The organism is Pseudofrankia sp. EUN1h (assembly GCF_001854645.1).
GTDB classification, from domain to species: domain Bacteria; phylum Actinomycetota; class Actinomycetes; order Frankiales; family Frankiaceae; genus Pseudofrankia; species Pseudofrankia saprophytica.
Genome location: NZ_MBLN01000075.1, coordinates 112,789 through 137,137 on the forward strand (window position 1 = coordinate 112,789; position 24,349 = coordinate 137,137).

Consider the following 24,349-nt stretch of genomic DNA (forward strand, 5'->3'; position numbering starts at 1 on the left):
CACCGCCGGCACGATCATCGCGCGCGGCACCGATCGAACAGTGAAACCGCAGGCCACGCCCCCAAATCGGGTCTTGGCTCGCTACAGGCTCCGGTCGGTGCCCGTCAGATGACCTGAAGGACGACCGGTCTGCCGGGCGGCGCGGACTCGGACACCCGGAACGCGTCCCGGACGAGATCGACGGGCGGTTCGACACCGTGGCGATGGTGGATGACGGCCAGCGGCTCGCCGATCGACACGTGGTCTCCCACCCGGTGGCGCAGCACGACCCCGGCCGAGTGGTCCAGCGGTCCGCCCTTGACGAGCCGGCCCGCGCCGACCCTAATCGCGGCCGTGCCGATGGCGCGTGGGTCGATGTCCTCGAGGTAGCCCTCGCGGTCGGCGACGACCTGCTCACGACAGTCGGCGGTGGGCAGCCCGCCCGGCTCCGCCAGCGCGTCCGGCTCGGCTCCCTGCGCCACCGCCCAGCGGAGGAACCGTTCGTAGCCCTCGCCGCTGGCCAGGACCGCGTTCACCTTCCGCTCGGCCGCCTCCGGCGCGAGGTCCGGCTCGGCGCCGCGCAGCATCAGGGCGGCGATCGTGCGGCACACCTCCGTCAGCCCCGGCACCTCCCGTCCCCTGAGCACGTCCAGCGCCTCGCTCACCTCGAGCGCGTTGCCGACCGCGTACCCGAGCGGCTGGCTCATGTCCGTCAGCACGGCCCGGCAACGCAGGCCGGCCCCGGTGGCGACCTCGACCATCAGCCGCGCCAGGTCGAGCGCCCGATCCTGGTCCGGGAGCAGCGCACCCGCACCCGTCTTCACGTCGAACAGCACGCCATGCGCACCCACGGCGATCTTCTTGCTGACGATGCTGGCCGCGATCAGCGGAAGGCTGTCGACCGTTCCGGTGACGTCCCGCAGCGCGTACGTCACCTTGTCGCCGGGGGTCAGGCGCGCGCTCTGCCCGGTGATGACCATCCCCACCTGGTCGACCAGGCGATAGATCTCGTCGGCGTCGAGCTCCAGCCGCAGCCCACGAATGGACTCCATCTTGTCAATCGTGCCTCCGGTGAGGCCCAGGCCGCGTCCGCTCATCTTCGCCACCGCCACCCCGCACGCCGCGACCAACGGCACGACGACGAGACTCACCGTGTCGCCCACGCCGCCGGTGCTGTGCTTGTCGAGCACCAGCCGCCCGGTCCTGGCGAAGTCGAGCGTCTCACCGCCGGTCACGTAGGCCCGGGTAAGGGCCACGGTCTCCGCCCGCGACAGTCCTCGACAGGCCACCGTCGCCAGCCAGGCGGACATCTGGTAGTCGGGGATCCGACCGGCGACGAAGTCCGCCACAAGCCGCTCGATCTCGTCCGCGGCCAGGGCGCTCCCCATCCTGGTGCGGACGACGGCGTCGATGGCGCGCGCCGAGGCGTCAGCATTCATGCACTCAGTCTCCACGCCGGTCTGGGAGATCCTGGGCGAGGCAGGCATCGCGAGCCCGCACCCGAGCGGACCGTGACCACCTGGTTCGACTTCCTGCRCCCCAGGCCCATGCGATCCTTGCCGCCGGACTGCTGTCACCAGTCGGTGGCCAGGGCGATGCCGAACAGGACGAAGCCGGCGCTGAAGACGACGAGGAAGACGGCCAGCCCGAGACCGACGTTGGTCACCTCGCTGGCCGCCCGGACCGAGTGAGGGTCGCCCGGGTGGTAGACGAGCGCGACGGCCGACGGAGGCTTGTGCCTGCCCGAGACCGTCTCGATCTGGGTGGCGCCGTCCTGGTCGGTGAAGCGGACCCGCGTGTACTCGTCCGTCGTCGTGGTCGTCGTCGTGTTTCCGTTGGCGTCCGTGCTGGTCGAGGTGTAGGTCTCGGTCCAGGTGCGCAGCGCGGTGCCGGTCGTCCGCATTCCGTTCGACCGCAGCTCGACGATGTCGACCACGTTCCAGACCGCGACCGCCAGGAACAGCACCGCGAGCCCCATCCAGACCAGGCCGAACAGTGCCTCTCCCACCCCGGAGAGCGACATCCACCCGCGCCGGCGATACCTTCGCCGCGCCCGGGCGGCGGCGAGCCGCCGGGTGAACGAGCGCGGCCTGTCGCCGCTGCCGGTGGGGGTGTATGGCGGCACGACAGCTCACCGTCCCATGCTCGGACGGTGAGCTGTGTCGATCACCGACATGTGTGCTTATGGGCGGAGGTAGATCGTAACCGTCCAGGTGCTGCCGGACAGTGACGTATCCGGCACCGGACACCGCGGTCCGCGCGCGGACCGCGCGGGCGGATCTCCTGCCCGAATGCGTCGCCGTTACTCCAGTGGGTCGGCTGGGGCGCGAGGGGGGCCGTTCCAACGTGCACGTCACGACCCCGTCCGGGAGGGCGCCGGGCCTCAGCGCTCAGCCAGGCGACCCTCGTGCCCGGAGGTCGCTACCCGGCGAGGGCCACTGTGGGGCTTCATGAGGGGCAGGACGGCCACCGTCAGCCCTGCGCACTCGCAGGCCGACCGACCCGGGCCGTGCGTAGCGATCATTCGGCCGGACCGTGACGTGACGGGAGGTGCCTCGCGGTGGATGAGGAGTCGTGGAAGGTGTGGGTCCGGCGGTATGGCCTGCGGCCCGCCGCGATGGATCTCGGCGAGGTGCGGGACATGGTGGGTGCCGAGACGGACCTTGGCTGGGACGCCGACGTCGAGCTGATGCGGGTGGGCTGAGTGCAGCTGTTCAACGCCGGCGCGCTGGCGGACGTCCTGACGGTCTGGGGGGCCAAGGAGACCAACTTCGACGCGCACTGTTCGATCGATGTCCAGCTGCTCTGCGGCGCTGGCCTCGATGAGGCGAAGGCCCACCCGTCGGCGGCATGGGCGGACTCCGAGGACGCGGCCAGGGCGCTCGAATACCTCCTCGAGTGCGAGGCGGCCGGAGACTTCGAGAACTTCAACGTCGAGCGTTGGTCCCGCGCGGTGGCGGACTACTACGAAACCAGCTGAGCGGCGACGTCCCGATGGCTGCGCGGACGCTGTTCGACAGCGAGACGCCCGCGTATGGGGTGACGCATGTCGAGCTGGGCGTTCAGCGGCTGCGTCGTCGGGTCACCGCGACACTGGCTCGGGAACCGGTCCGATCGTTCTCGCGGTGGCGCGGCGGTCGAGAGCGAAGCTGATCGTCGCCAAGGTCAGGCCGACGGCGCCGAGGGCCGCGCCGACCCAGGCGGGGGCACGGTAGCCCAGGCCGGCCGCGATCACGACGCTGCCGACGGCCGCGCCCAGGCTGTTGGCGATGTTCATGGCCGACTGGTTCACCGCCGCCCCCATCAGCTGGGCGCCGGGCGCCACGGCGATCAGCAGCGACTGGAGGGCCGGGGCCAGGAACAGGCTGGTCGCGCCGAGCAGGAAGGCGGCCGTGAACAGCCCGGCCGCGGTGCTCGCTGCCAGCCCGAAGAAGGCCACCGCGGCGATCATGCCGGTGAAGCCGAGCAGTGTGGCGCGGTGCAGGTTCCGGTCGGCGTACATACCGCCCAGCGCATTGCCCACGGTCATGCCGAGCCCGACCGTGACCAGCACCCACGCCACCGTGCCGGGCGGCAGACCGGCCACCGAGGTGGTCACCGGCGCGATGTAGCTGTCCACGGCGAAGAATCCGGCGAACCCGACCGCGGCGGTCACGGCGACCAGCCACACCTGCCGTCGGCGCAGCGCCCGCAGCTCGGCCGCGGGTGACCCGCCGGCGGCAGGCGTCTCCGGCACGGTGGCCGCCACGGCCAGCAGCGCGAGCAGGAAGACCGCGGCGATGGCCAGGTAGGCGACCCGCCAGCTGGCCGCCTGCCCCAGCCAGGTGACCAGCGGCACGCCGGCCACGTTGGCCACCGTCAGCCCGCTGAGCACGGCGGCGAACCCTCGTCCCTCGTTGCCCGGCCCCATCAGCGACGCGGCCAGCAGCCCGGCCGCCCCGAAGTACGCGCCGTGCGGCACACCGGCGACGAACCGGGCCACCAGCACCAGCTCGAACGTCGGGGCCAGCGCCGACACGACGGTGCCGAGCATGAGCAGTACCAGCAGCCCCAGCACCAGCCGCCTGCGAGGCATTCGGGCGGCGAGCACGGCGATCAGTGGCGCTCCCACCACCACGCCCAGCGCGTACGCGGTGATCATCCAGCCGGCGTGTGCCACCGCGTGCGACGGGGAGCGGGAGTACTCGGTCTTGAGCACTCCGTGCGCGATCTGTGGCAGCAGCCCGGCCGGCGCGAACTCGGTCAGGCCGATCGCGACGGCGCCGAGGGCCAGAGCGAGCAGCGCCGACCAGCGGCGCCGAGGGCTGAGATCATCCACGCCGGCGACTATAGCAACGCTGTTGCTTTAGTGTAATGTGACGATGTGCACCTGTCCTTTCTGCGGGACTACCACGAGGCTCTCGTCATCGCGCTGGCCCGGACCACGCCGACGATCGAGCGCGGCATGGTGGCCGACGTCACCGGCCTGACCCCGCAGGCGGTGTCCAAGGTGCTGGCCCGCCTGGTCGAGGAGGGTGTGATCGTCCCGGCCGGGGTGCGCCGCCCGGCTCTCGGCAAGCCGGCCACGGTCTACCGGCTGGTGCCGGACAGCCGCTGGGCGATAGGCGCGCACGTCACCCGGCGCGCCGTGCGCCTCGCCCTGACCGACCTGGCTGGCACGGTCCGCGCCTCCACCACCACGTCGCTGCCGGCCGACTTCACCCCGGACCAGTTGCTGACCCACCTCGCTGCCGGCGTCGAGGGCATGACCACCGAGCACCACCTGTTCCCGGAACGGAAGCCGGCCCAGCCACCTGCCGCGGGACATTCGCAACCACGGCCAGGCCTCGAAGCCACCCGCGCGAGCGCCACCGACCAAACCGGTACGTCAACGGCGACCCGCCTCGGGCGCAGGCTGGTGGGAGTCGGAATCGGCATGATCGGTCCGCTCGACCAGGCCAGCGGCATGGTCCGCGACGCACACGGGCTGCGCCACTGGCACGACGTCCCGCTGGCCGATCTCGCCGAGAAGAGGCTCGGCCTGCCGGTGCTGGTGGACAAGGACGTCACCGCCGGAGTGACGGCCGAAGCCTGGCGATGCGGCGCCGGATTCCGCGACGCCGCCCTGGTCCTGGTCGAGACCGGGATCGGCGCCGGACTCTGGCTGAGCGGTGCGGCGCACCGTGGAACGCACACCAACGCCGGCGAGTTCGGGCACACCGTCGTCCAGCTCGACGGCCCACCGTGCGTCTGCGGCCGGCACGGCTGCCTGGAGGCCGTCCACAACCGTGCCACTGATCCGGCCGCGGCCGCGGCCGCGGCCGTGCTCGCGACCGGTGTGATCAACCTCCTGCAGACCCTCGACCTCGGCCACGTCGTCCTGGCTGGGTCCGACCTGCTCCGCCACGGCGCCGTCTACCACCAGACCGTGGAACGGGCCGTGCGCACCCAGGTTCCCCGGGCCGACTGGCTCACCGTCAACGTCACCCTGACCAGCCTCGGCACCGACGTGATCGCGGCGGGCGCGGCGATGCAGGTACTGAACGCGCGTTACGGCCTGCCCGACCCGACCCGCCTGCGTGTCCCATAGCGGGCGCGAACCACGCCGCCCCGGGCCGTTTCATCCTTTGTTGTTCCACTCATAGCGCGCCGGCTCCGTCGCGTTGACGCGGGCGACGGCGCAGGGAGCGGAGCGACTGGAGGCGGCCGAGGTGCTGGACGACCGGGAGAGGGACGACGGTGACGACCCGGAGGGGACCTTCGAACGGTTCGTCGCCGTGTCGGGGGACCGGCTGCTGCTGACCGCGCTGTGGCTCGTCGGCGGTCACCGGGGCGAGGCGGAGGATCTGCTGCAGGGCGCGTTGGAACGCACCTATCGCCACTGGAACCGGGTCTGGGTAGGAAACCCGGAGGCCTACGTCCGCCGGGCGCTCGCCAACGCCGCGACCAGCCGCTGGCGCCGGCTGAGGGTCCGGGGCCATGAGGTGCCGCTGCTCGCCGAGCATGAGCCCGCCGGCCCCGACCTGCTCGACCACGCCATCCGGCTCACCCAGCGGGACGGGCTGGTCCGTGCGCTCCTGTCGCTGCCACCCCGTCAGCGGGCCGTCATCGTGCTGCGCTACCTCCACGACCTGCCAGAGGGCGAGGTGGCGGCCGCGCTCGGCTGCTCGATCGGCTCCGTCCGCAGCCAGGCGTTCCGCGGTCTTGCCAGGCTCCGCGACAGCCACCACCTGGTCGACATCGCCGACCCCCCGCCCGGCGACGAGCCGGCCGGGGCGAACACACCGCGCGGGAGGAACACGCTGTGACCACAACTCCCCTCGAGGACGAGGTCCGCGCCACCCTGCGGACCGGGCTCGGCCACCCGTCCGTCGACCCTGGACTGGCGGAAGCAGTCCGTCACCGCGTCCAGCGCCGCCGTCGGCGGACCCGGGCCCTCGCCGCCATGGCCGCGGTCGTGGTCGTGGTCGCGGTCGGTGTCTCGCTACCGGTCGCCCTCCGCACCGACGGGGCTGAGCGCGACAGCCGGCCAGCGCCCGCGGACACTGGCTCCACCTTTGCCGGTCTGGACTGGGCGAACACCACCGTCGACCCGCCGGCGCGGTGCGCCGCGGGCGATGGCGCATCGCGAGTGACGCTCCGCCACGGCGGCGGGCTGGTATCCGGCACGACCAGCGACGGTCCTGGCGAGGGCGTGCTGCTGGTGTTCGGCGGTTCCGCCACCGGCCGCTTCGTCGCCGGGTCCACCGCCGACTACGCGGCTGTCCTTCTGTACTGCCGCCACCTCGACCCGGGCGGCCCCGCCGTCGATACCTCGTTCGTTCAGGTCTATCGCGACGACCGCACGCTGCTCGCCACCCTCAGCCCGCCCGCGGTCAACGGCCAGGTTCCGACCGGGTTCGCCGACCGGAAGGTCCGTGCCATCGGCAACGAGCTCGTCACCGCGGTCGACTACCCACCCGCGCGGGACACGCCCGGGCTGATCACCCGCCGTACCTTCGTCTGGCGGTGGAACGGCGCCGAGTTCACCCCCTTCCTCACCGGCGAGGAACCCATCCAGGTGGTCCCGAAGGCGTTCATCCACGTCTGGTCCGGCGACATCGCGCGCAGCGATCTCGCCGCGCCCCGGCGCGTAGCCCTCGAGATCGCCGGCGGCGAGCAGGGAACGGTCATCGGCGTGCTGCTGCACCTGAACTGCTCCGGGAAGATGAAGCTCCTGTCGGCCGCGGCCGACGGCTCCGAGATCTACCTGGAGGAGCTGCCGGGGAACAACGGCTGCGCTCCGCCGCCCGCCCGCCTGACCATCGACGCCTCGGGCCGCCTGCACTACGACTATGTGCCGCCCACCGACCCCGGCTCGAACGCCCAGAGCCTGACCGGGGGCGGCACCCTCACGAATCCCTAGTCGAGGTCGGCGGCGCGGGCGAGGTTGGTGAGGACAACGACCTCGCCGCGAGCGCTACAGCTCGATATGTGAGCCCATGACGACGGTGCGGTCGCGGGGGAGTCCGAAGTGTTCCGCCGCGTCGGCCGTCAGGTGGGACGTGGCGATGAACAGCCGCTTGCGCCAGCGTGCCATGGTCGGTGCGTCACCGGGTCTCAGCTCGATCTTGGACAGGAAGAAGGACGCCCCGGCCAGGTCCAGCTCGCCCTCGGTGGCTACCGGGTCGAGCATCCGCAGCGCGCCGAGCACGTCCGGTGTCTCCATGTAGCCGTACCGGGCGGTGACGTGGGTGATGCCGTCGTCGGTGTAGCCGAGTTCGTCCACGGCTGTCCGGTCGCTCGCCGGCACGCGTGGCACGGGCAGGGTCTCGACCGACAGGATCACGACATGGTCGTGGCGGACGTGGTTGTGCTCGACGTTGGCCCGCAGCGCCAGCGGCGCGGTGCGCTTCCCGCGGTTGAGGAACACGGCCGTGCCCGCCACCCGCATCGCGGGCAGGGCGCCGGTGCGCAGGTCGTCGACGAACGCGCGCAGCGACCCCTCGTGCTGTTCCCGCTGCGCGGTGACGATCCGGCGGCCGCGTTGCCAGGTGGTCATCACCGTGAACGCCGTCAGCGCGATGAGCAGTGGCAGCCACGCGCCGTGGACGAGCTTGGTCAGGTTGGCCGCGACGAACAGCAGGTCGACCAGCAGCAGCACGCCCGCGCCCGAGAAGAGCAGCCACCGCGGCGGGTGCCACGTCCACCGGGCGATGTAGAAGAACATCAGGGTGGTGATGGTGATCGTCCCGGTGACCGCCATGCCGAACGCGAAGGCCAGCGCCGCCGAGCTGCGGAAGGCGAAGACCAGCGTGAGCACGGCCACCATTAGCATCCAGTTGATCCACGGCACGTAGATCTGCCCGTAGGTCGACTCCGAGGTGTGGACGACCCGCAGCCGGGGCAGGTAGCCGAGCTCGGCGGCCTGGGCCGCGACCGAGTACGCCCCGGTGATCACCGCCTGGGCGGCGATCACGGTCGCCGCGGTGGCCAGGAGGACGAGTGGCAGCCGTGCCCAGCCGGGGGCGAGCAGGAAGAAGGGGCCGCTGATCTTGTCCGGGTCGCCGAGGATCAGCGCGCCCTGGCCGAGGTAGCTGAGCACGCAGGCGGGAAACACCAGGAGCAGCCAGGCCCGGCTGATCGCCGGCCGGCCGAAGTGCCCCATGTCGGCGTACAGCGCTTCGGCTCCGGTGACCGCGAGCACGACCGCGGCGAGGGAGAAGAAGGCGATGCCGAAGTGGTCGGTCAGGAAGCCCACCGCGTAGGTGGGTGACAACGCCTCGAGGATGGCCGGGTGGCCGGAGATGCCGACCACTCCCAGCGCGCCGATGGTCACGAACCACACGATCATCACGGGTCCGAACATCCGGCCGACGGCGGCGGTGCCGAATCGCTGCACGAGGAACAACATCACGATGATCACCGCGGTGGCCGGCACCACCGCCTCCTCCAGCGACGGCTGCACGATCTTGATGCCCTCGACCGCGGACAGCACGGAGATCGCCGGAGTGATCATGCTGTCGCCGAAGAACAGCGCCGCCCCGAAGATGCCCAGCCCGGCCAGTATCGCGGCGGTCCGGCCACCCCGCCCTGTTCCCGGCCGCCGCAGCAGGGTTATCAGGGCCATGATGCCGCCCTCGCCGTCGTTGTCGGCGCGCATGGCCAGCAGCACATAGGTGACCGTGACGATGATCGTCACGGACCAGAACACCAGCGACACCACGCCGAACACGTTGTCCCTGCTGACCGGGACGGGATGTGGGTCGCTCGGGTTGAACACCGTCTGAAGGGTGTAGATCGGGCTGGTCCCGATGTCGCCGAACACCACGCCGAGGGCGCCCACGACCAGCGCGAGCCGCGCCACCTCGCGCCCCTGTGGACCGTGGGTGCCTGCCGGCGACGCCGACCCGGGACCCGACGCCGTCAACTGCCGGCGATCCGTCACGGCCGTCCTTCCTGAGTACTGGCGGCGCGCTGGAAGCCCGGCATCCGCGCCCAGACGGTACCGCCGCCGCGCGGGTGCCTCCAGGTTCGGCGTCCCCGACCGCTCAGTCCCACCCGACAGGTATCCCGTGTGACGTCCGCTGATCAGGGCTCGGCCTGCGCCGGCTCTGCGCCGGGCCTGCGGCGACCGGCCTGTGATCACGGGTGCCTGTGACACCACCCACTCCGATGCTTCGACGGCCGAAAATGTGTGCGATATTGTTGACAATCGTTGTGTGATGGCGCCTGAGCTTCCCGTGCTCCGCCCGTCGCAACGAAGGAGGTGCTTGTGGACGGCCCGCCGCGGGAAGGTGCCGCCGGTGCCCGGGTCGCCGCGGACGCCCTGCGGGACTCGCTCGCGCGCGGCGACCTCGCGCCCGGTCAGCGGCTGGTCGAGGGTGACCTCGCGGAGATGTACGGCGTCACCCGGGCGAGTGTGCGCGCGGCTCTCATCGACCTGACGGCCGAGGGCCTGGTCGAGCGGATTCCGAACCGGGGTGCCCGGGTGCGGGTGGTCTCGGTGGACGAGGCGGTCGCCATCACCGAGTGCCGGATGGTCCTGGAGGGCCTGTGCGCCGGCCGGGCCGCGCGGGCCGCCACCGACGACGAGATCGCGTCACTGGCCGCGCTCGGTGAGCAGCTGAGCGCGGCCGTCGCCGACGGAGAACCGATCAAGTACTCCGACCTCAACCGGGAGCTGCACCGCCGGGTCCGCGACATCGCCGCCCAGCCGGTGGCCAACCAGGTGCTCGACCGCCTCAACGCGCAGCTCGTCCGATACCAGTTCCGCCTGTCCCTGCGGCCCGGCCGCCCGCAGGTGTCCCTCGCGGAGCACCTGGCCATCATCGCGGGCATCGCCGAGCGTGACCCTGCCAAGGCCGAGGCCGCCGCGCGGGCCCACATCGCGAGCGTGATCGAGGCCCTGCGGCAGACCGAGACCGCCTGACCGCCTGACGGCCCTTCGGCGCGGCGCGGATGGGATCTAGGTTGCCGGCGCGTCGCCTTCTGGTGACGTCTTCCAGGGGTCGCTCTTCGTGGCCTGACTTCCGGAGACCGAGTAGAGCACCTTCGTGTTCCGGGTGGCCAGGAAGTCGTCCAGCGATTCGCCGCGCATCGCGGCGTAGATGTGCAGGTTCGAGGTGCCGACCACGGCCCCCAGCTTCTCCAGCACGAAGAAGATGACGCCGTAGTGGATCATGGCTCGCCAGTCCCGCCGGCGAACGAGATCCCTTTCAGTGTCGGTGAGGCCCGCCTCGTCGAACGACGCCTCGGGGTCGGCCAGGAAGCGGGCCCGGTGCGCCGGGTCGATCATCGCGTGCAGGTACTTGTTGAGCCGGTAGGCCTTGAGGCTGCGGGCCAGGTCGAACGGGTAGGTGCCCGGAAGCCGGTCGATGCCCCTGAGCTGCTGCGCCATGCGCTCGCGGTGGCGGTGGCGGTCCTGTGCCGCCACCGGAAGGTCCGCCGTCTCGTTCTCCAGGACGAGCGTGCCGATGTCGGTCATCGATGGCAGATAGAAGGAGCTGCTCACCTGACGGACGTTCTCCGAGAGCGCCCCCCGCATGATCAGCCACATGATGACCTCGGAGCCTTCCAGGCCGCCGAGCTCCGCGTATTCGGCATGGGTCATCGCGGCGAGGGTGGCGGGATCGCGAGTGATCGTGTCGAGGAACGTTCGATCCCAGTCGGTGTTGTTGAAACCCGCGCGCTCGCCGTGCACCTGATGCGAGAGCCCACCGGTCGCGACGACGGCCACGCTGATGTCCTCGGGGTAGCTTTCGACGGCGCGCCGCAGTGCCTGGCCCAGCTTGAAGCACCGGGCGGCGGACGGGATGGGGAACTGCAGCACGCCGACCTGGAGCGGGACGACGGTCGTCGGCCAGGTGCCGTCCGCGTGTTCGAGCAGGACCGACATCGGGGAGAAGAAGCCGTGGTCGAGCGGTCTGTCCTGGAAGAACGACATGTCGAACTCGTCGGTGACGAGGCTCGTCGCGATGTGCTGGGCCAGGCGCGGGTTCCCGGGCACCGCCGGGAGCGCCCGCGGGCCGCCGCCCTCGTCCGCCACGGGGTAGCTGTCGCCGATCCCCAGCGTGAACGCGGAGTAGTGGTCGAAGAAGAACGACGTGACGTGATCGTTGAAGACGTAGACGATCGCGTCGGGTCGCTGCTGGCTGAACCAGTCGCGCACCGGCTCGAACGCGGTGAAGATCGGCGCCCAGGCGGGGTCGTCCTGCTTGTCCGCGTCGTAGGCGAAGCCGATGGTCGGTGTGTGCGAGACCGCGACGCCGCCGATGATCCGAGCCATCCGCTCCTCCAGTCGTTCGTTCGGCCCGTGGTGGCTGGCGCGGCCGCAGCGGCCGCCGGGCGCGGGCCGGAGCCGTGAGTCGTGAGTCGTCAGTACTCAGTCGTCGGTCGTCAGTGGTCGCGTGGGAAGGCCACGCCGTCGAAGAGCTTGCGCGCGGTGCGCACGACGCCCGAGCGGCGGACCCGCACCGGTTGGCTGGTGGTGTCGACCTCGACGTCGACGAGCAGGTGACCGGTGGGGTGCTCGACGTCGACGAAGCGCGCGCCGGCCGGCCGCCGGGCCGCGAGGCCGTGCCCGACGGCGTCCGGTATCAGCATTCCGGTCACCGCGCTGATCGCGGCGAGCACGCCGATCGTCGTGTGCGGCTGCACCGGGATGAAGCTGCGGGTGGCGACGTGGCCGCCGTCCCGGGGCGGGCTGACGAGCACGGTCTTGGGGACAGGGGCCCCGCGGACGTCGCCGAGTCCCATCGCGTCGGCCGCCGCGCGGCGCAGGGCGTCGATCCGCTCGCGCAGGGTGGCGTCGGAGCGCAGGAGATCCGGCGGCTCGCTCCCGTCGAGTCCCAGCGAGGCGGCCTCGGCCAGCACGACGGGCATCCCGTTGTCGACGCACGTCACCTGTACGCCGTCGACGACGTCGCGGACCCGGCCGGTGGGCAGCAGGCGGCCGGTCGTCGAACCCTCCGTGCCGGTGAACGCGAGGGAGACCGCCGCCGCCGTCCCGGGCACGCCCGCGATGGCGGTGTCGCCGCGGTAGTCGGGCCGCCCACCGGGGCCGGGGAAGCGGGCGACCGCCATGCTGTTCGTGTTCACCATCCGGATGCGCACCGTCGCCAGGCCGTCGGCCGTCTGCGCGCCGCCTCGGACGAGGCCGCGTTCGAGTGCGAACGGACCGACGCCGGCGAGGATGTTGCCGCAGTTCTGCCGGTCGCTGACCGTCRCCTCGTCGACGCCCAGCTGCAGGAACAGGTAGTCGACGTCCGCCTGGCCGTCGGCCGCCGGCGACACGACGGCGACCTTGCTCGTCAGCGAGGTCGCGCCGCCGAGCCCGTCGATCTGGAGCGGGTCGGGCGTACCCATCAGCCGCAGCAGCAGGTCGTCGCGCTCCGCGGGGTTGGCCGGCAGGTCGGAGGCCAGGAAGTACAGGCCACGTGAGGTGCCACCGCGCATCATCATGGCGCGGACGCCGATGTCGTCATGACTGGTCATCGGGGCGTTCCCGCTGGTAGTCGGCGTGCGAGACGTACTCGATGCCGAGCTGTGCCAACCGGTCCCGCAGCCCGTACCGGTCCAGGCCCAGCTCACCGCCGAGGAACGCCGCGCGGGTCGCCTCTTCCTTCTCCGCCCGGGCGCGGGCCGCGGCGAGGGCGGCCGGCGCCGCCGCGCGCGGCACCCGCACCACGCCGTCGTCGTCGCAGACGATCACGTCACCCGGGTGGATGCTCTGGCCACCGAGCACGACCGGGACGTTGACGGCACCGGGGGTGGCCTTGACCGTGCCCTGCGCGCTGACCGCGCGGGACCAGGCCGGGAACCGCGCGTCGCGCAGGTCGGCGACGTCCCGGACGCCGCCCGCCACGACGACGCCCAGGGCGCCGCGGTGGCGCAGCGCCGTCGCGAAAAGCTCCCCGAACAGGCCGTCGTCGGACGTCGAGTTCGTCGCCACGACAAGGATGTCCCCGGGCCCGCACTGCTCGACGGCCACGTGGATCATGAGGTTGTCGCCGGGCCAGCACAGGGCGGTCACCGCGGTCCCGCCGATCCGCGCGCCGGGCCAGGCCGGGCGGAACGCCGGGCCGAGGTACCCGATGCGCCCGAGGGCCTCGTGGACCGTGGCGACGCCGTGCGCGCCGAGGGCTGTGGCGACCTCGGCGTCGGCCCGCGGCGGGTCCGTGACGACGATCGTCCTCATGAGAGGACCTCCGTCACCTGCGGGTAGACCCGCATGAACGCCTCGGCCATCGTGCCATGGGAGAGGCCGAGGTTCGGCCCGGCGTTGCGCCGCAGCTGGACGCCGCGCCGCCTGGCGAGGTCCGTGTAGTAGTCCCACATGTGCTGCTGGGCCTTCAGCTCCTCCATCGCGGCGCGTTTGCGTTCGAACACCGGCGTGATGTCCAGCAGCACCTCGGGGCTGAACCCGCACATCTCCGGCTGGTGGGGTTCGAACAGGAACACCGGTGGTGCGCCCAGCGGAGCGCCGGGAGCGTCGTAGCCGGCCGCCTGGGCGAGGATCCGCGCCTGCGTCGCGATCCGCGCGGCCACCGCGTGGTCGTTGTTGTACGGGTCGGAAAACGTGTGTGTCAGCACGATCGTCGGTGTCACCTCCCGGTAGATCCCGACCAGGCGGTCGACCAGCTCCGGGGACTCCGGCAACGGGTAGTCCCCGGCGTCCAGGAAACGGACGTCGGCCCCAAGCGCGGTGGCGGCCTGCTGCGCCTCGGTCCGACGCAACGCCTTGATCTCGTCCAGGCGCAGGCCCTCGCGCCAGGCGCGGGCTGACTCACCCCGCTCGCCGTAGCTCAGGCAGACCACCGTCACGCGATCGCCACGCGCGGCCGCCGAGGCGATCGCCCCGCCGGCCCGCCACACGAAGTCGCCGGCATGCGCGCTGACGACGAGCAGCGAGCCGTTGCCGGAAGCCGGGTAGGTCACGGGCGATGTCCCTTCTTCGCTTGCTGGACGAGTGCGTAGACCTGGCCGCGCAACTCCCCGAACCTCGCGGCCGAACGGGTCAGGAGCTGGTCCCGCTCGGCCGGCAGGTCGACGCGGAGGTCGGCCAGCACCGTGGTGGGGCGGTYGGACAGCACGAGCACACGCTCGCCGAGGTAGACGGCCTCGTCGATGTCGTGCGTGATGAACAGCACGGTCACCCCGAGCCGGTTCCACAGCGCCCGGACGAGGTCCTCCAGCTCGGCGCGGGTCTGCGCGTCCACCGCCGCGAACGGTTCRTCCATCAGCAGGACGCTCGGGCGGTAGGCGACGGCCCGGGCGATGGYCACCCGCTGCTGCATGCCGCCGGAGAGCTGCCAGGGATGCGCGTCGCCGCTGTCGGTGAGACCGACGGCCGCGAGCGCCTCGTCCACGACGGCGCGTCGTTCGGCGCGCCGGATGCCCTTCTCGATCAGGGGCCGCTCGATGTTGCGCCGGACGGTCATCCAGGGAAAGAGGCTTCGCCCGTACTCCTGGAACACGACGGCCATGTCGCGAGGCGGGGCCGTCACCCGGACGCCGCCGAGCAGGATCTCGCCGCGCGACGGGTCGAGAAGCCCGGCGACGCAGCGCAGCAGGGTCGTCTTGCCTGCCCCGGACGGGCCGACCACGCAGACGAACTCGCCACGGCCGACGGTGAACGTCAGGTCGCGGATCGCCTCGACCGGGCGCCCGTGACCGGAGTAGACCTTGCCCAGAGCACGGACGTCCAGGGCGACCGCGGTGTCGGGCGTCAGCCCGGGGGGCCCGTCGTCGTCCGGGCCGGTCTCGGCCGGCGGGGCGGGCTTCGCCGCCTCGATGCCATTCATCTGTCAGGCTCCTCGGTCGGCGTCGCGCAGGCCCCGGTACCAGGCGAGGGCGAAGTGCTCGACGATCTGGAAGATGGCGGACAGCGCGACCCCGACCAGGCCGAGGACGATGATCCCCGTCCACATCTGCGGGATCGCGAACCCGCGTTGGAACTGCACGACGCTGGCTCCCAGCCCGTGGTTGGCGCCGAACAGCTCGCTGACCACCATGAGGATCACCGCGATCGACAGCCCCTGGCGTGCCCCTGCGAACGTCCGCGGGCTGGACCCACGCAGCACCACGTGCAGCAGGGTGGTGCGCCGGCGCAGGTGATAACTGCGGGCGGTGTCCAGCAGGACCTCGTCCACCGCGCGCACACCCTCGACCGTGTTGAGCAGGATCGGCCAGACACAGCCCAACGCGATGGTCAGGATCTTCGAGGCTGATCCGGTGTAGCCGGCGAACAGCGCGATCACCGGCACGAGGACCGGCGGCGGGATGGCCCGGAAGAACTCCAGCGCCGGCTCGGTCAGCGCCCGCAGGACGCGGGACAGGCCGATCGGGATGGCCACGGCGACGCCGATCACCACGGCGAGCAGGTACCCGGCCGTGAGCCGACCGAGGCTCGGCAGCACGTCGGTGGTGATCCGGTCGCCGAACCACGTGTCCGGAAACGTCCGGAGGATCGTCGACAGCGGCGGCCAGTAGAAGCTCGTGCTGCCGGCCGTCACGATCCACCAGACGGCGACGAGGACCGCGGGCAGCGCCAGCCCCGTCACCAGCCGCAGCGCCGCGGTGCGCACGCCCCGCGGGACGCCGACACCGCGCTGGGCGATTTTCATGCGGCCTCCCGCCAGACGGAGGGGTGCCAGCTCAGTGCCGGGCGCTCGACGGCCCTGGCCGCGAGGTTCACCAGGACGCCGAGGAGGCCGACGACGATGACGAGCGCGTACGTGTCGGCGACCGCGCCGGAGGACTGCGCGACCCCGATGGACTGCCCGAGCCCGGGGACGCCGATGACGAGCTCCGCGGTGACCTCCAGGATCAGCGCGACGGCGGCGGCCAGCCTGAAACCGGTGAGCACGTAGGGAAGGGTGGTCGGCCAGACCACCGATCGGGCGACCGAGAGCCGGGAGAACCGGTAGGAGCGGGCGGTGTCCCGCGCCACCGGGTCGATGTCGGCCACGCCGTAGAGGACCTGGACGAGCACCTGCCACGTCGCGGCGTAGACGACGAGGACGAGCGCGGAGCGCGGTTGGCTGCCATAGAGCAACACGACCAGGGGGATGAGCGCGACCGACGGGATCGGGCGCAGGAACTCGATCGTCGACGCCGTGAGCTGGCGCAGGAGCGGCACACTGCCGATCACCAGCCCGCCGGCCACGCCGATCAGCATGGCCAGCGCCAGCCCGGCGGCCCAGCCGCGGATGGTCTCGCCGACGGCGACCCAGAAGTCCCGCTCCTGCACGAGACCGCCAAGGGCGGCGGCCATCGAGGTGAACGGCGGCAGGTAGTCGCGGTCCACCAGGCCGCTGCGGGGCAGGATCTCCAGGACGGCGACGATCACAAGCAGGCCGAGCAGGCCCAGACCCACGTCCGCGAAAGGCAGGGATCGACCCGCTCGATCCGGCATGGCCGGATCGAGCGGACCCGTCGAGGCGGCCGGTGTCACGGGATCCCGGGCGACCGAGCGCTGTCGCGACGACATGACGGCGCGGGTCAGGGCAGGAGCGCGGACAGGTCCGGCTTCTGCGTGATCAGTTTGTCCTGGACGGCCAGGTCGGCCAGCTTGCCGACGGAGTCCGTGGAGATCGCGGTGGGCCACTTGGGCAGCGTGATCGCCTTCTGGACGGCGGGGTCGATCTTGAGGTACGAGGTCAGGACCGTACGGACGGCGTCGGGGTTGCCGTCCGCGTACGCCAGCGACTTGTTCATCGCCGTGGTGAACCGGCGCACCACGTCCGGGTGGCTCTTGGCGTAGTTCGCCGAGGTGAAGTACATAGCGATGGTCAGGCTCGGGTTCGTCGCCGCGTAGTTCGAGGTGACCTCACGCATGCCCTGGTTCTTCGCGATGGTGAGGAACGGCTCGACCAGCTGCCCCGCGTCCACGTCGCCCTTCGCCACCGCCGGCGTGATCTCCGGGAAGGCCAGCTCGACGTAGTCGATGCCGGAGGGGTCGCCGCCGCCGGCACGGACCGCCGCGTTCACGGTGGTCGTGTTGATGTTGTTGAGCGTGTTGACGGCCACCCGCTTGCCGGCGAGGTCGGCGGCGCTGTGGATCGGGCTGTCCGCGGGCACGACGACGGCGCCGAAGTCCTTGCCCTCGCTGCCCGTGGTGGCGACGCCCGCGGTCAGCGCCTTGACCGGCAGCCCCTTCGAGGCGGCGAGCAGCAGCGACGTCGTGTTGCTGAAGCCGAACTGGTACTGGCCGCTGGTGACGCCGGGGACGATCGCGGCGCCTCCCTGGGCGGTCGCCAGCTTGAGGTTCAGCCCCTCCGCCTTGAAGAAGCCCTGTTGCACGCCGAGGTAGATCGGCGCCACGTCGACGATCGGGATCACTCCGACGTTGACGGTCGTCGTACCGGGCGTCGAGTCCGACGAGGGCGAGTCGGAACCGGACGAACCTCCACAGGCGGAGAGTAAGAGGGCGGTTACCGCGCCTGTGGCCACGAGCGCGGGTCGCCGACTCCGTTCGATCCAGAGACCGAGGGCTCTTACACGCATGGGCACTCCCTTGGGCGCGCGATCAATCAGCTCCCACAACCTGACGGAATGGCCGACAGATTGTCAACAATAATGTTGTAGATCTTTTCGCCATCCTGGGGGCGGGGTCGGGTCCGTGGCCGATCGGGCAGGACCGCGGCCAATGCTGGGGCGGGCCAGCGGTGGCGCAGTCCGGTGGGGGTGGACCGGCCGTCCATCATTGACCTGAAGCGGGTGTGGGAGGCGAGGAGCCGGGTGTCGCAGACGGTCTGCGCCGTGGTCCCGGCCCGCCGCCCGAGGAAGTACTCGAAGCCGGCGGCCCGTTCGGGGGCGCCCATGCTGCAGCCAAGCAGCAGGGCCGGTTCGTCTATGGGTCTTCTCTCTGCGCCGCGTTCTGCGCCCGTGGTACCCGGCGGTCGGCGCTCTCGTGGCGCCCGGGTGGGCGGACGAGCTGTGGGTCAGTGTGGCGGGAGGGTACGGCCGAGGAAGGCCAGTAGCTGGTGGTGAGCGGGGGCGCCGGCCGGGGCGGAGAGCGCGGGGCCGAACATGCCGGGTCGGCGGAAGGTGTCGAAGTCCATGCCGACCATGACCGTGAGCAGGCTCGCGCAGGCGTGCTCGTCGAGGAGGGCCTCCTGGCTGGTGGCGATCGCCAGGTCGGCACCATGGACAAGGACCTCGGTGAGGTGGATGAGGGCGGCCATCGGCCCAGGGACGGCGCCGAACCCGAGGTGCACCGTCATTCCGAGCACGTGGGGGCGGTGCCAGGCGGCACGGTCGAGGTCGGCGGCCGTGGCAAAGGCGGCGTGAGGGTCGCCGCCGAGCCAGTCGGTCTCGTGATCGGCGCCCGCGTCGGTTCTGGTGAGTTCGGCGGCGAAGATGCGCATGCCACCGACGAGATGGTTCAGCTCGGTGCGTACGTCCCATCCGGGGCAGGGCGTGGGAACGGCGAGTCCGTCGTCGGTGATGCCCTTGACCACGGCGGCGGTCATGTCGAGGGCACGGTCGATCTGGTCGATCACGCCGGTCATGCCGTAGTCCTCGTGGGTCTCGCGCCAGACGTCGGGTCTTCGGGAAGGATCGGGGGCCACATACTCGCTCCTAAGGCAGTGGATGGCTGCGTTAAGACCACCGTAGGGCGGCAATCCCGGCAAACGCAAGTCCGGGCTGCGTTAAGATGGGTGGTGTGGCGGAACAGCAGCCGGCCCGCCGGCCTGGCGGGCGCAGCGCCCGCGTTCATGCCGCGGTACACCAGGCGGTCACCAGGCTGATCACTGAGCGTGGCTACGGACACTTCACCGTCGGCGACGTCGCCGCCCGCGCCAAGGTGGCCGACAGCAGCATCTACCGCCGCTGGGGAACCCTCGAAGCCCTGCTCACCGACGTGGCGATCACCTGGCTGACCACGACATCCCCGATTCCCGACACCGGCAGCCTGGAACGAGACCTGCGGACCTACGCCGCCAACGTCGCCCACGACGTCACCGGCCCCGACGGGCTCGCGGTACTACGCCTGATCGTCGCGCTGTCGTCGGCAGGCGAGGCCGGCATGCGCGCACGGGACGCGTTTCTGGCTGAACGCGGACGCCAGCTTCAGGGCATGCTGGACCGGGCCCGCGGCCGAGGTGAACACCCACCCGAGGGCTTCGACATTCTCGACCACATCCTCGCCCCGATATACATCCGCGTGCTGTTCGGCGCCGGGCCGCTCACTCCCGGCTACGTCAACGCCCTGGTCGACCGTCTACTCGCCGGCCCAGTCCTCCGCTGAGCGCGGTCAGGCGGATCAACCGCTACGCCTTCGCCCCCCGGTTCAGGCGGTGCGGGTGTCGTACGTCGCACGGTTGGCGAACACATCGTCCATGTGCATCTCGGCCCAGGTCTTGAGCCCGCGCGTCATCCGATGCAGGGAGAGACCGAGGTCGGTCAGCTCGTAGGAGACCGTGACAGGCACGGTCGGCGTCGACGGCGCACCTGCGCGAGAACGTCGCCGGCACGGGACTCTCGCTCTCCGACGAGAAACTCGCCGAGCTCGACGAACTGTCGCAACCGGTCGAGCTGGTTGGGACCGTGTGCGCGGATCGGTCAGGCGGCACTGCTGACGCGTGGAGATGAGCGATGCAGGCGGCTGAGCTGTCACGTCACCGGGTGAATGCAGGGGCGCGATGGAGATGGTGAGGCCACCCGGTGGTCTGGCGCGCGGCCGCGGCGCGCTTCACCGATGAGTTCCGCCGGCCCGGCCGGTCTACCTGGACGTACTCGTCGCACTATCGACCTGGAGACCCGACGTGACCGCTCCCGCGCACCCCGGCCGCATGCTGTTCGTGAACATCCCCGTAGCAGACCTCCAGCGCAGCAAGGCGTTCTTCGCGAAGCTCGGGTTCAGCTTCAACCCGAACTTCACCGACGAGACCGCCGCCTGCATGCTGGTCGGCGAGCAGGCCAGCATCATGCTGCTCAGCCACAGCAAGTTCGCGGAGTTCTCGAAGCTGCCTATGGCCGATCCCGCCACGCATGCGCTGGCGCTCTACAGCTTCGGCGTGTCGTCCCGCGAGGAGGTCAACACGGTCGCCGATGCCGCGCTGGCCGCGGGCGCCGTCGAGGCGGATGGCCTGGAGGACTATGGCTTCATGTGCTCGCGCAGCTTCTTCGACCTCGACGGCCACGGCTGGCAGGTCATGTGGATGGATCCGGCGGCGGCGCTGAAGGGCCCCGAGGAGTTCGCAGCCTCGATGCAGGACGCCGACGCCCCGGCCTGACCTGACCTGACACCGGCGCGGGGCCGCCGACGGCCCGAACACCATCGAGGACGCCCCGGACGGCAGTCTCTGCGTCACGAACATCGTCAGTGGAACCGTCCAGCGCATCGACCCCGCCGGCCGGCTCACCACCGTCGCCGGCGTCGGCGGCTGGGGCATCAGCTCGACCGGCCGCGCAGGCGAGGGAGGCAGGGCTACCCCGACGAACCTGACCACCCCCGGCATCGGCCTCGGTCCCGACAGTTCGCTCTACATCGTCCGCACGCCGACGTCACCGATCGCCGTGGTGCTGCCTGTGTTCGGATGATCTCGGCTCGGTACGGGGGGCGGTCATGTCGAGCAGGAGCATGGCGTCGTGGTCGGGGGTCGCGGGCTCGGCCGTGTAGACGCCCATGCGGTGCCCGGGGGTGCCTTCGAGGGCCATGCCCTGGAAACCGAGGGTGATCTTTCCGACCTGGGGGTGCTGGAAGGTCTTGGTGAGGTTCTTGCGGCCGGCGACTTCGTAGCGTTCCCACAGGCCGGCGAAGGCGGGGCTCTTGACGAGCAGTTCTCCGACGAGGACGGCGAGGTCGGGGGCGTCGGGATCGGTGCCCGCCAGGGCGCGCAGGCGAGCGACGCAGCCGCGGATCTGGTTGTCCCAGTCGGGGAAGACCTCGCGGGCGGCGGGGTGCAGGAAGAGGTAGCGGGCCAGGTTGCGCTGCGTGGCCGGCCAGTCGGCGAGCCCGGCGTACAGGGCGAGGCCGCCGGGGTTGTGGGCGAGGACGTCCATGCTGCGGCTGACGACGTAGGCAGGGTTCGGGCGCAGGGCTTCGAGCACCAGGTTCAGGTGCGGGCGCACGGTGCGGCTGGGTGCCTGGGCGGCCTGGGGCGCGTAGCGGGCGGCGTGCACGGCGAGGTCGCGCAGGTGCTGGTGCTCGGCGTCGTCCAGCTGCAGGGCGCGGGCCAGAGCGTCGATCACGGCCGGGCTGGGACGGGTTTCCCTGCCGCGTTCCAGGCGGGTGTAGTAGTCGATGCTGACGCCCGCGAGCGTGGCCAGCTCCTCGCGGCGCAGGCCCGGGGTGCGGCGCACGCCAGGGCCAGGGGTCAGGCCGACGGACTGGGGGTTGGTCTGGGTGCGGCGGGCGCGCAGGAAGCGTCCCAGCTCGTCGCCGCCGCTGTGCGGCTCGGGTGCCATCACGCCAGTGTCTCTCCGCCAGCTGTGCGCCATGCCTGTCCAGGGGGGCCCTGCCACACCCCGGCTGGCTACCCCYTGGCACGCCTCGGCCTGCCTGGAACAGCCGTGAACGGGCAGGGTTGAGCGTGTCGCCTCGCTGACCGAGCCCCCCCGCCCGGCCGCACCAGCGCGGCCTTCGCTTCCGGACCATCCGGTTCACAGAGCTACCGCAAGCCACGAAAGGCGAGATCTTCCATGCGTGCCACCTTCATGTACGGGCCTGGAGACGTGCGGATCGAGAACGTCCCCGGCCCCAAGATCGTCGAGCCCACGGATGCGATCGTCCGGATCACCCTGGCCTGCGTCTGCGGCTCCGATCTGCACCCCTACCACTCGATGGACAAGACCGATCAGGGCGTGCCGATGGGGCACGAGTTCCTCGGCGTGGTGGAGGAGACCGGCTCCGAGGTGCGCGGCCTGCGGCGTGGCGACTTCGTGGTCTCCCCGTTCGCGTTCGCCGACAACACCTGCCCGATCTGCCGGGACGGCTTCCAGACCGCCTGCCCGCACGGCGGCTGGTACGGCGCCGGGGGTGTCGGGGGCGCGCAGGCCGAGGCCGTCCGCGTACCCCAGGCCGACGGCACCCTGGTGACGATCCCCACCGACGTCGACGCCGCGCTCCTGCCCTCGCTGCTCGCGCTGAGCGATGTCTACCTCACCGGCTACCACGCCGCCCACATGGGCCGGGTCGAGCCCGGCAAGACCGTCACCGTGATCGGCGACGGCGCGGTGGGCCTGTCCGCGGTGCTGGCCTCCCGGCGCATGGGCGCCGAGCGGATCATCCTGATGGGCCGCCACGCCTCCCGCACCGACCTGGGCAAGGAGTGGGGCGCCACCGACGTCGTCGCCGAACGCGGCGAAGAGGGCATCGCCACGGTGATGGACCTGACCGGCGGCGAGGGCTCCCACGTCGTGCTGGAGGCCGTCGGCCTGATGCCCGCCTACGAGCAGGCGTACGGCGTCGTGCGCCCCGGCGGGATCATCTCCCGCGTCGGCGTCCCGCAGTACGAGGAGGCCCCGGTCGGGTTCGGGTCGCTGTTCGGGAAGAACGCCCAGCTGGCCGGCGGCCCCGCCCCGGTGCGCGCCTACCTCGAACCCGCCATCGAGGATGTGCTCGCCGGTCGGATCGACCCGGGCAGGGTGTTCGACGCCGAGGTCGCCCTGGACGAGGTCGCCGACGCCTACCGGGCCATGGACGAGCGCAGCCGGCTGAAGGTGATGGTGCGCCCGTGACCGCCCGCAGGCCCAACGCCGCCGCCACAGCCCCGCCGTGCGCACGACGGTGGACGCCGCGTTCGCCGCCGGCCGCGTCGACGTGATCGTCTCCAACGCCGGCTACGGCCTGTTCGGCGCCGCCGAGGAGATAGGGGAATGACCGCGGATCCCCGTCGCGCGGCCGGCCGCACCGTTCGCTCCAAGTCCTTTCCATGAGGAGAAGCACGCCATCATGAAGCACATCAAGCTGGGTGACCTGGAGGTCGCGCGGATCGGGCTGGGCGCGATGGGCATGTCCCACGGTCTGACGGGTGCCGGAACCGATGACGCGGAGTCCATCCGCACCGTGCACCGGGCCATCGACCTCGGCGTCACCCTCATCGACACCGCGGAGATCTACGGCCCCTACATCAACGAGGAGCTCCTCGGTCAGGCTCTGAATGGCCGCCGCGACCAGGTCGTTCTGGCGACCAAGTTCGGCCTCGTCTCCCACTCGGGGGCTGGCGTGTGGACGCTGGACTCCAGCCCGGCCAACATCCGCACCGCACTCGAAGGATCACTGAAGCGGCTGGGCACCGACCACATCGACCTGTATTACCAGCACCGCGTCGACCCGAACACCCCCATCGAGGAGACGGTCGGCACCCTGGCGGAACTCGTCGCCGAGGGAAAGGTTCGCCACATCGGCCTGTCCGAGGCCGGCCCGGACACCATCCGCCGCGCCCACGCCGTCCATCCCGTCACCGCCGTGCAGTCCGAGTACTCGCTGTGGACCMGCGGCATCGAGGACCGCATCCTGCCCGTCCTGCGAGAGCTGGGCATCGGCCTGGTGCCGTTCTCCCCGCTCGGACACGGATTCCTCACCGGCACGGTCCGCAACGAGGCCGACTTCGAAGAAGGCGACTTCCGTCGCGGCAACCCGCGCTTCACCGGGGAGAACCTCCAGCGCAACCTGGCACTCGCCGACGAGGTCCAGGCCATCGCCGTCGAGGTGGACGCCACGCCCGCGCAGGTCGCGATCGCCTGGCTACTCGCCCAGGGCGACGACCTCGCCCCCATCCCCGGCACCAAGCGCGTGACCCGCGTCGAGGAGAACACCGCCGCCGACAGCCTTCAGCTACCCGCCGACATCCTGACCAGGCTCTCCAGCCTCCCCCCGGCCGCCGGCGACACCCACACCGAAGCCGGCCTGCGCATGCTCGAACGCTGACCAGCCCGCTCCCGCACCACCTAGACGAGT

The 24,349-nt window shown here is 71.4% G+C and carries 24 protein-coding genes and 2 pseudogenes; 11 read left to right on the plus strand and 15 right to left on the minus strand.

Features of this window, described 5'->3' with window-relative positions:
• Positions 1 to 104 precede the first annotated feature (104 nt).
• Together BCD49_RS29950 and BCD49_RS29955 are read right to left on the minus strand one after the other, a co-directional pair.
• Positions 105 to 1,418 carry a thymidine phosphorylase gene (locus tag BCD49_RS29950; RefSeq protein ID WP_007507069.1) on the minus strand — a complete coding sequence of 438 codons (1,314 nt, stop codon included), beginning with the start codon at positions 1,416 to 1,418 and terminating at the stop codon, positions 105 to 107.
• A 134-nt stretch (positions 1,419 to 1,552) separates the two neighbouring features.
• Entirely contained in the window at positions 1,553 to 2,104 is a 552-nt protein-coding gene (locus BCD49_RS29955; RefSeq protein WP_007507067.1) for a DUF3592 domain-containing protein, read from the minus strand.
• 435 nt (positions 2,105 to 2,539) lie between these two features.
• Between BCD49_RS29955 and BCD49_RS44365 the strand changes: the two genes are divergently transcribed.
• A complete protein-coding gene (locus BCD49_RS44365; protein ID WP_007512603.1) occupies positions 2,540 to 2,683 on the plus strand; it encodes a hypothetical protein in 144 nt (47 codons plus the stop codon).
• Positions 2,684 to 2,959 (plus strand): hypothetical protein, encoded by a 276-nt coding sequence (locus BCD49_RS29960; RefSeq protein ID WP_007512601.1) that lies wholly within the window; start codon positions 2,684 to 2,686, stop codon positions 2,957 to 2,959. It begins immediately after the preceding gene.
• 102 nt (positions 2,960 to 3,061) lie between these two features.
• On the opposite strand, the gene BCD49_RS29965 is transcribed toward BCD49_RS29960, so the two are convergent.
• Entirely contained in the window at positions 3,062 to 4,297 is a 1,236-nt protein-coding gene (locus tag BCD49_RS29965; protein ID WP_007512599.1) for an MFS transporter, read from the minus strand.
• A gap of 45 nt (positions 4,298 to 4,342) precedes the next feature.
• Here BCD49_RS29965 and BCD49_RS41210 point away from each other — a divergent pair, with 45 nt between their 5' ends.
• From BCD49_RS41210 to BCD49_RS29980, 3 genes are all read left to right on the plus strand, one after another.
• A complete protein-coding gene (locus tag BCD49_RS41210; protein ID WP_083401778.1) occupies positions 4,343 to 5,548 on the plus strand; it encodes an ROK family transcriptional regulator in 1,206 nt (401 codons plus the stop codon).
• 121 nt (positions 5,549 to 5,669) lie between these two features.
• A complete protein-coding gene (locus tag BCD49_RS29975; protein ID WP_007512595.1) occupies positions 5,670 to 6,266 on the plus strand; it encodes a SigE family RNA polymerase sigma factor in 597 nt (198 codons plus the stop codon).
• A complete protein-coding gene (locus BCD49_RS29980; protein WP_007512593.1) occupies positions 6,263 to 7,363 on the plus strand; it encodes a hypothetical protein in 1,101 nt (366 codons plus the stop codon). The genes BCD49_RS29975 and BCD49_RS29980 overlap by 4 nt, the downstream gene beginning before the upstream one ends.
• 54 nt (positions 7,364 to 7,417) lie before the next feature.
• Here the strand turns inward: BCD49_RS29980 and BCD49_RS29985 are convergent, their stop codons facing one another.
• On the minus strand, positions 7,418 to 9,385 hold the full coding sequence (locus tag BCD49_RS29985) for a potassium transporter Kup (protein WP_007512591.1): 1,968 nt from the start codon (positions 9,383 to 9,385) through the stop codon (positions 7,418 to 7,420).
• 381 nt (positions 9,386 to 9,766) lie between these two features.
• Between BCD49_RS29985 and BCD49_RS29990 the strand changes: the two genes are divergently transcribed.
• Positions 9,767 to 10,369: a GntR family transcriptional regulator gene (locus tag BCD49_RS29990; RefSeq protein WP_425343341.1), complete on the plus strand. Its 603-nt coding sequence runs from the start codon at positions 9,767 to 9,769 to the stop codon at positions 10,367 to 10,369.
• Between the two features lie 36 nt (positions 10,370 to 10,405).
• On the opposite strand, the gene BCD49_RS29995 is transcribed toward BCD49_RS29990, so the two are convergent.
• The 9 genes from BCD49_RS29995 to BCD49_RS30040 all read right to left on the minus strand — a co-directional run bounded on the left by BCD49_RS29995 (position 10,406) and on the right by BCD49_RS30040 (position 18,953).
• Complete coding sequence (locus tag BCD49_RS29995; protein ID WP_007512588.1) at positions 10,406 to 11,725, minus strand: gallate dioxygenase; 1,320 nt, start codon at positions 11,723 to 11,725, stop codon at positions 10,406 to 10,408.
• A gap of 110 nt (positions 11,726 to 11,835) precedes the next feature.
• Complete coding sequence (locus BCD49_RS30000) at positions 11,836 to 12,933, minus strand: 4-oxalomesaconate tautomerase (protein WP_071042162.1); 1,098 nt, start codon at positions 12,931 to 12,933, stop codon at positions 11,836 to 11,838.
• Positions 12,920 to 13,636, minus strand: a complete 717-nt coding sequence (locus tag BCD49_RS30005; RefSeq protein ID WP_007512583.1) for a 4-carboxy-4-hydroxy-2-oxoadipate aldolase/oxaloacetate decarboxylase — start codon at positions 13,634 to 13,636, stop codon at positions 12,920 to 12,922. The genes BCD49_RS30000 and BCD49_RS30005 overlap by 14 nt, the downstream gene beginning before the upstream one ends.
• Positions 13,633 to 14,376 (minus strand): PIG-L deacetylase family protein, encoded by a 744-nt coding sequence (locus BCD49_RS30010; RefSeq protein ID WP_007512581.1) that lies wholly within the window; start codon positions 14,374 to 14,376, stop codon positions 13,633 to 13,635. Before BCD49_RS30010 ends, BCD49_RS30005 begins: the two co-directional genes overlap by 4 nt.
• Entirely contained in the window at positions 14,373 to 15,242 is an 870-nt protein-coding gene (locus BCD49_RS30015) for an ABC transporter ATP-binding protein (RefSeq protein ID WP_198939471.1), read from the minus strand. The genes BCD49_RS30010 and BCD49_RS30015 overlap by 4 nt, the downstream gene beginning before the upstream one ends.
• 3 nt (positions 15,243 to 15,245) lie before the next feature.
• A complete protein-coding gene (locus tag BCD49_RS30020; protein ID WP_007512577.1) occupies positions 15,246 to 16,064 on the minus strand; it encodes an ABC transporter permease in 819 nt (272 codons plus the stop codon).
• On the minus strand, positions 16,061 to 16,855 hold the full coding sequence (locus BCD49_RS30025) for an ABC transporter permease (RefSeq protein WP_007512575.1): 795 nt from the start codon (positions 16,853 to 16,855) through the stop codon (positions 16,061 to 16,063). Before BCD49_RS30025 ends, BCD49_RS30020 begins: the two co-directional genes overlap by 4 nt.
• An 86-nt stretch (positions 16,856 to 16,941) precedes the next feature.
• Positions 16,942 to 17,946 (minus strand): ABC transporter substrate-binding protein, encoded by a 1,005-nt coding sequence (locus BCD49_RS30030; RefSeq protein WP_007512573.1) that lies wholly within the window; start codon positions 17,944 to 17,946, stop codon positions 16,942 to 16,944.
• Between the two features lie 437 nt (positions 17,947 to 18,383).
• Complete coding sequence (locus tag BCD49_RS30040; protein ID WP_027140603.1) at positions 18,384 to 18,953, minus strand: TIGR03086 family metal-binding protein; 570 nt, start codon at positions 18,951 to 18,953, stop codon at positions 18,384 to 18,386.
• A 155-nt stretch (positions 18,954 to 19,108) separates the two neighbouring features.
• Here BCD49_RS30040 and BCD49_RS30045 point away from each other — a divergent pair, with 155 nt between their 5' ends.
• Positions 19,109 to 19,693 carry a TetR/AcrR family transcriptional regulator gene (locus BCD49_RS30045; protein WP_027140604.1) on the plus strand — a complete coding sequence of 195 codons (585 nt, stop codon included), beginning with the start codon at positions 19,109 to 19,111 and terminating at the stop codon, positions 19,691 to 19,693.
• A 42-nt stretch (positions 19,694 to 19,735) separates the two neighbouring features.
• Here the strand turns inward: BCD49_RS30045 and BCD49_RS30050 are convergent.
• Positions 19,736 to 19,885 (minus strand): annotated as a pseudogene (locus tag BCD49_RS30050) (winged helix-turn-helix transcriptional regulator); the annotation flags it as partial.
• A 352-nt stretch (positions 19,886 to 20,237) separates the two neighbouring features.
• On the opposite strand from BCD49_RS30050, the gene BCD49_RS30055 reads away from it, so the two are divergent.
• A complete protein-coding gene (locus tag BCD49_RS30055; RefSeq protein ID WP_035924786.1) occupies positions 20,238 to 20,681 on the plus strand; it encodes a VOC family protein in 444 nt (147 codons plus the stop codon).
• Between the two features lie 271 nt (positions 20,682 to 20,952).
• Here BCD49_RS30055 and BCD49_RS30060 read toward each other — a convergent pair whose 3' ends face one another.
• Positions 20,953 to 21,855 carry a helix-turn-helix transcriptional regulator gene (locus BCD49_RS30060; RefSeq protein ID WP_035924789.1) on the minus strand — a complete coding sequence of 301 codons (903 nt, stop codon included), beginning with the start codon at positions 21,853 to 21,855 and terminating at the stop codon, positions 20,953 to 20,955.
• Positions 21,856 to 22,089: 234 nt separating this feature from the next.
• Between BCD49_RS30060 and BCD49_RS30065 the strand changes: the two genes are divergently transcribed.
• The 3 genes and pseudogenes from BCD49_RS30065 (at position 22,090) to BCD49_RS30070 (ending at position 24,319) form a co-directional block, all read left to right on the plus strand.
• Positions 22,090 to 23,127 carry an alcohol dehydrogenase catalytic domain-containing protein gene (locus BCD49_RS30065; RefSeq protein WP_007512559.1) on the plus strand — a complete coding sequence of 346 codons (1,038 nt, stop codon included), beginning with the start codon at positions 22,090 to 22,092 and terminating at the stop codon, positions 23,125 to 23,127.
• Between the two features lie 34 nt (positions 23,128 to 23,161).
• Positions 23,162 to 23,266, plus strand: a pseudogene (locus tag BCD49_RS46545) (SDR family oxidoreductase); the annotation flags it as partial.
• Positions 23,267 to 23,341: 75 nt separating this feature from the next.
• Positions 23,342 to 24,319, plus strand: coding sequence for an aldo/keto reductase (locus BCD49_RS30070; RefSeq protein WP_071042163.1), 978 nt, complete (start codon positions 23,342 to 23,344; stop codon positions 24,317 to 24,319).
• The last annotated feature ends 30 nt before the right edge of the window (positions 24,320 to 24,349 follow it).